Annotated in this window: 2 protein-coding genes, 17 tRNA genes and 1 pseudogene; 2 read left to right on the plus strand and 18 right to left on the minus strand. The window is 40.0% G+C overall.

Going from position 1 to position 4,700, the window contains the following annotated elements; translation table 11 throughout:
• Positions 1-143: 143 nt before the first annotated feature.
• Positions 144-1,337: an O-antigen ligase family protein gene (locus QM408_RS09055; protein ID WP_414374352.1), complete on the minus strand. Its 1,194-nt coding sequence runs from the start codon at positions 1,335-1,337 to the stop codon at positions 144-146.
• Between the two features lie 282 nt (positions 1,338-1,619).
• On the opposite strand from QM408_RS09055, the gene birA reads away from it, so the two are divergent.
• Together birA and QM408_RS09065 are read left to right on the plus strand one after the other, a co-directional pair.
• A complete protein-coding gene (gene birA / locus QM408_RS09060; protein ID WP_414374355.1) occupies positions 1,620-2,555 on the plus strand; it encodes a bifunctional biotin--[acetyl-CoA-carboxylase] ligase/biotin operon repressor BirA in 936 nt (311 codons plus the stop codon).
• 228 nt (positions 2,556-2,783) lie between these two features.
• Positions 2,784-3,005, plus strand: a pseudogene (locus QM408_RS09065) (transposase); the annotation flags it as partial.
• 138 nt (positions 3,006-3,143) lie between these two features.
• On the opposite strand, the gene QM408_RS09070 reads toward QM408_RS09065, so the two are convergent.
• From QM408_RS09070 to QM408_RS09150, 17 genes are all read right to left on the minus strand, one after another.
• Positions 3,144-3,231: transfer RNA gene (locus QM408_RS09070), tRNA-Ser, on the minus strand.
• Between the two features lie 6 nt (positions 3,232-3,237).
• Positions 3,238-3,311 (minus strand) — tRNA-Ile (locus tag QM408_RS09075).
• A 34-nt stretch (positions 3,312-3,345) separates the two neighbouring features.
• Positions 3,346-3,416 (minus strand) — tRNA-Gly (locus QM408_RS09080).
• A gap of 20 nt (positions 3,417-3,436) precedes the next feature.
• Positions 3,437-3,509: transfer RNA gene (locus tag QM408_RS09085), tRNA-Phe, on the minus strand.
• A 3-nt stretch (positions 3,510-3,512) separates the two neighbouring features.
• A tRNA-Met gene (locus QM408_RS09090) sits at positions 3,513-3,586 on the minus strand.
• A 10-nt stretch (positions 3,587-3,596) separates the two neighbouring features.
• Positions 3,597-3,686, minus strand: a tRNA-Ser gene (locus QM408_RS09095).
• Between the two features lie 12 nt (positions 3,687-3,698).
• Positions 3,699-3,772: transfer RNA gene (locus QM408_RS09100), tRNA-Ile, on the minus strand.
• A 13-nt stretch (positions 3,773-3,785) separates the two neighbouring features.
• A tRNA-Met gene (locus QM408_RS09105) sits at positions 3,786-3,859 on the minus strand.
• A 5-nt stretch (positions 3,860-3,864) separates the two neighbouring features.
• Positions 3,865-3,938, minus strand: a tRNA-Pro gene (locus tag QM408_RS09110).
• 15 nt (positions 3,939-3,953) lie between these two features.
• A tRNA-Arg gene (locus tag QM408_RS09115) sits at positions 3,954-4,027 on the minus strand.
• A gap of 11 nt (positions 4,028-4,038) precedes the next feature.
• Positions 4,039-4,124, minus strand: a tRNA-Leu gene (locus tag QM408_RS09120).
• Positions 4,125-4,131: 7 nt separating this feature from the next.
• Positions 4,132-4,203, minus strand: a tRNA-Gly gene (locus QM408_RS09125).
• 22 nt (positions 4,204-4,225) lie between these two features.
• A tRNA-Thr gene (locus QM408_RS09130) sits at positions 4,226-4,298 on the minus strand.
• 18 nt (positions 4,299-4,316) lie between these two features.
• Positions 4,317-4,398: transfer RNA gene (locus tag QM408_RS09135), tRNA-Leu, on the minus strand.
• 5 nt (positions 4,399-4,403) lie between these two features.
• A tRNA-Lys gene (locus QM408_RS09140) sits at positions 4,404-4,476 on the minus strand.
• A gap of 23 nt (positions 4,477-4,499) precedes the next feature.
• A tRNA-Asp gene (locus tag QM408_RS09145) sits at positions 4,500-4,572 on the minus strand.
• A gap of 2 nt (positions 4,573-4,574) precedes the next feature.
• Positions 4,575-4,647 (minus strand) — tRNA-Val (locus QM408_RS09150).
• Positions 4,648-4,700 lie beyond the last annotated feature (53 nt).

Here is a 4,700-nt window from a genome sequence, read left to right on the forward strand (position 1 = left end):
GATTTCGGAACTTTGAAAACTTCAAAAAACGAATTTTTATCGCTCTCAATATCAAAAAAGAAAGGACAAATTTCGTCCTTTCTAGATCTTAGCTTTTATTCAACCCACTACAGTTGACAAAGAGCCATTTTAATCTTATAAACTTAATCCGTCATGTCCGATACCAAAGTTCGATGCTCCAACGGAATACTGCACATAACTAGTAAGAAAATGAAACCTGACTGAATCCAGAAGAGGGCCAAGTCAAAAATTCCATGTACAGCAACCACTGTAAGGAAAGACAGATAAAGACCGATAATCGGACGTTTCCCCGACTCCTGACTCATATCCATCATCAATCGAACAGGAGCAACAGAAGACAAAACTAATAAAATAGTCCCCACAATTCCGTAACTCAGAATCGTATCGATATATAGACTGTGAGCATGTTCATGATAAGGAGCATTTATCCTAGGATAAGAGTGCATGTAGGTCAATGGCCCCTCACCCCAAAAAGGATTTTGCTTAAACAAGGCCATCCCAGCATCCCAGATAGAAATGCGCTCTTCCATAGAAGAATCCAAAGTCCCCATCCGAACTCCCAAATCACTAGAAAAGAGGAAACTCAAGCCAATCGCGAAGACCCCAATACTAAGCCAAAAGGCCTTCCAGTTTTTAATGGTCGTAAAGAGATAGATGATTGCTCCAGCGATAATAGCAGGAAAGGCAGTTCGATTTTGAGTAAAGTTCAAACCAAAGAGATTCACAAAGCCTGCAATCACACAGAATACTTTCAACCAATTCAACTTGGTCGTTGTAAACAGATAGAAGGCAATCATGATACAGAAACAACAAATAATTCCATAATAATTAGGATTAAAGAAGGTCACTTCTGCTCTATTCTGATGCCAGACCTGCATATTGGGTGAAAGAAAAGCATAGTTGAATTTCTTCACAATTTGGAAATGTTCTAAACTCGCAAAAGCAGCTGATAATACGCTACCAAACAAGACGAGCTGCAAAATCAATCGAAAGAATTTATGTGATAAAATCGACTGATAGTGCAAAAAGAAAACAGTAAATAGAAACATTCCTACTGAAGCCACAACTCCCATCCAATTTTGTGCAAAAACGGATATAACAGTACTATAGCCAAGAAAAAGAAGTAGCATCGGATGCTCCCCCATTTTCTGAAGAATACTTTTCATGTCTCCTGTAAAAATCAAACTAATAATATATAAACAGAATACAACTACAAAAAGATAAAAGGGTAAAAAGATACTCAGGATAATTCCCAATAAAATCAGCTCTTTACTAGACAACCCTTTCAGCTTTTCAATAAAGCCTATTGATTTCAAAATGAATCCTTTCTCTCCAAATCAGTTGATTCAGATAATAGTAAGCTACCCTATATTGTACCACTTTTTTAGCAATTTGAAAATAAAGGAAACGTTTACTAGGTAAAAAAGGGCGCAAAAATACTAATATTTCAAAACTCAAACTTAATGACTAGATTTACTATAAGAAAATCATACCGTAAAGACTAGGTATATGTTAAAATAGTAGTAATATAATAAGGTTTTGACCAACTATCCGAACAATATTTAAATCATTTACAATTCCTAAAGAAAGGAAACACTATGAAATCCTACCAAGCCGTCTACCAAATTCTAGCTAAAGAAACCGACTATATCAGCGGAGAAAAGATTGCAGAAGAACTATCACTGACCCGAACATCAATTTGGAAAGCCATCAAGCATTTAGAACAAGAAGGCATTGAAATTGATAGTATCAAAAACAAAGGCTATAAACTAGTGAATGGAGACCTTATTCTTCCAGAACTTCTAGAACAAAGTCTTCCAATTAAAATCAGTTTTAAACCCGAAACAAGATCAACACAACTCGATGCAAAAGAAGCAATTGATTTAGGAAATGAAGCAAACACCCTCTATCTAGCTTCCTATCAAACAGCTGGCCGAGGCCGTTTTCAACGTTCTTTCTACTCACCCCAAGGTGGCATTTATATGACACTCCATCTTAAACCCAATCTCCCCTATAACCAATTACCATCCTACACACTACTTGTAGCAGGAGCTATCTACAAAGCCATTAAGAACCTAACTTTAATAGATGTCGACATAAAATGGGTCAATGATATCTACCTCAAAAATCATAAAATTGGAGGAATCCTCACTGAGGCAATGACATCTGTAGAAACTGGCTTAGTCACAGATATCATTATTGGAGTAGGAATCAACTTTACTATTAAAGACTTCCCTCAAGAATTAAAAGAAAAAGCTGCTAGTTTATTTAATGTACCAGCACCTATTACCAGAAATGAATTAATTATCGAAATATGGCACACTTTCTTCGAAACACCAGCAGATGAGTTATTATACCTATATAAAAAACAGTCATTTGTTCTTGGAAAAGAAGTTACTTTTACACTAGATCAAAAAGACTACAAAGGACTTGCTAAAGATATCTCTGAAAGTGGAAAACTTTTAGTTCAATGTGATAACGGAAAAGAAATCTGGCTAAATAGTGGAGAAATTTCACTCAAGAGTTGGAAGTAAAATAATACAATTATAAAATAACTTCAGATGAGTAATTCAATTAAGTTCTACACATCTGAAGTTTTTTATATTATTAAACTTCAAAAACGGATTTTTACCAATCTAAATATCAAAAAAGAGGCTCTATAATATTTCTAGTGGGTAAATCCCCTATGGATATTATGGAGCCTATTTTGTTGTAGAAAAAATCCCATATGACCTATAATGAAAAGCGACTAAACAACTTATTTTCAGACTGTCTTTAAAACCTTTCTCAAGGACAAAGAGAAAACTGTTAACGGATTTCAACTACCCTATTCTAACGCCAAATTGGAAGCGACCAATAATCTCATCAAACTTATCAAGCGAAATGTATTTGGATTTCGGAACTTTGAAAACTTCAAAAAACGGATTTTTATCGCTCTGAACATCAAAGAAGAAAGGACAAATTTTGTCCTTTCTCGATCTTAGCTTTTCTTCACCCCACTACAGTTGACAAAGAGCGCAAAAAAAATTCAGATAAGTAATCCAATTAAGTTTTACAAAGCTGAAGTTTTTATTCTACTATTCTTAAAAATACAAAAAAAGAGTTATAAACTCTCAATAAAACGGAGAATAAGGGATTCGAACCCTTGCGCCAGTTACCCGACCTAACGATTTAGCAAACCGTCCTCTTCAGCCTCTTGAGTAATTCTCCTATTAATGGGCACGAGTGGACTCGAACCACCGACCTCACGCTTATCAGGCGTGCGCTCTAACCACCTGAGCTACGCGCCCAAGTTAAAAACTTGGTAATTTGAACAAAGTTCAAAGCGGGTGACGAGAATCGAACTCGCGACAACAGCTTGGAAGGCTGTAGTTTTACCACTAAACTACACCCGCATAAATACTATAAATAAAAATGGCGCGAGACGGAATCGAACCGCCGACACATGGAGCTTCAATCCATTGCTCTACCAACTGAGCTACCGAGCCTTATTGCGGGAGCAGGATTTGAACCTACGACCTTCGGGTTATGAGCCCGACGAGCTACCGAGCTGCTCCATCCCGCGTTAATACAAAAGGAGGATGTGGGATTCGAACCCACGCACGCTTTTACACGCCTGACGGTTTTCAAGACCGTTCCCTTCAGCCGGACTTGGGTAATCCTCCATACTATTCAAATGGACCTTGTAGGACTTGAACCTACGACCACTCGGTTATGAGCCGAGAGCTCTAACCAGCTGAGCTAAAGGTCCAACAAGATCATTATAGCGGCGAAGGGGATCGAACCCCCGACCTCCCGGGTATGAACCGGACGCTCTAGCCAGCTGAGCTACACCGCCATATATCGGGAAGACAGGATTCGAACCTGCGACACCTTGGTCCCAAACCAAGTACTCTACCAAGCTGAGCTACTTCCCGAGTTAAATAGAAAAATGCACCCTAGAGGAGTCGAACCTCTAACCGCCTGATTCGTAGTCAGGTACTCTATCCAGTTGAGCTAAGGGTGCTCATTATATTATGCCGAGGACCGGAATCGAACCGGTACGATCGTTACCAATCGCAGGATTTTAAGTCCTGTGCGTCTGCCAGTTCCGCCACCCCGGCCTCTCTAAGCGAACGACGGGATTCGAACCCGCGACCCCCACCTTGGCAAGGTGGTGTTCTACCACTGAACTACGTTCGCACTGTTTTCTTCTATCTAAAAATGCCGGCTACATGACTTGAACACGCGACCCTCTGATTACAAATCAGATGCTCTACCAACTGAGCTAAGCCGGCTCATTTATTATATCTTAATGCGGGTTAAGGGACTTGAACCCCCACGCCGTTAAGCGCCAGATCCTAAATCTGGTGCGTCTGCCAATTCCGCCAAACCCGCATATATGACCCGTACTGGGCTCGAACCAGTGACCCATTGATTAAAAGTCAATTGCTCTACCAACTGAGCTAACGAGTCTAAAATAACTTACGTTATTCTAACGGTCCCGACGGGAATCGAACCCGCGATCTTCGCCGTGACAGGGCGACGTGATAACCGCTACACTACGGGACCTATGGGAGTTAACGGGATCGAACCGCTGACCCTCTGCTTGTAAGGCAGATGCTCTCCCAGCTGAGCTAAACTCCCTAGAGCTAAGCGACTTCCATATCTCACAGGGGGCAACCCCCAACTACTTCCGG

The sequence above is a fragment of the Streptococcus mitis genome (assembly GCF_047464965.1).
In the GTDB taxonomy this organism is placed as follows: Bacteria; Bacillota; Bacilli; order Lactobacillales; family Streptococcaceae; genus Streptococcus; species Streptococcus mitis_DU.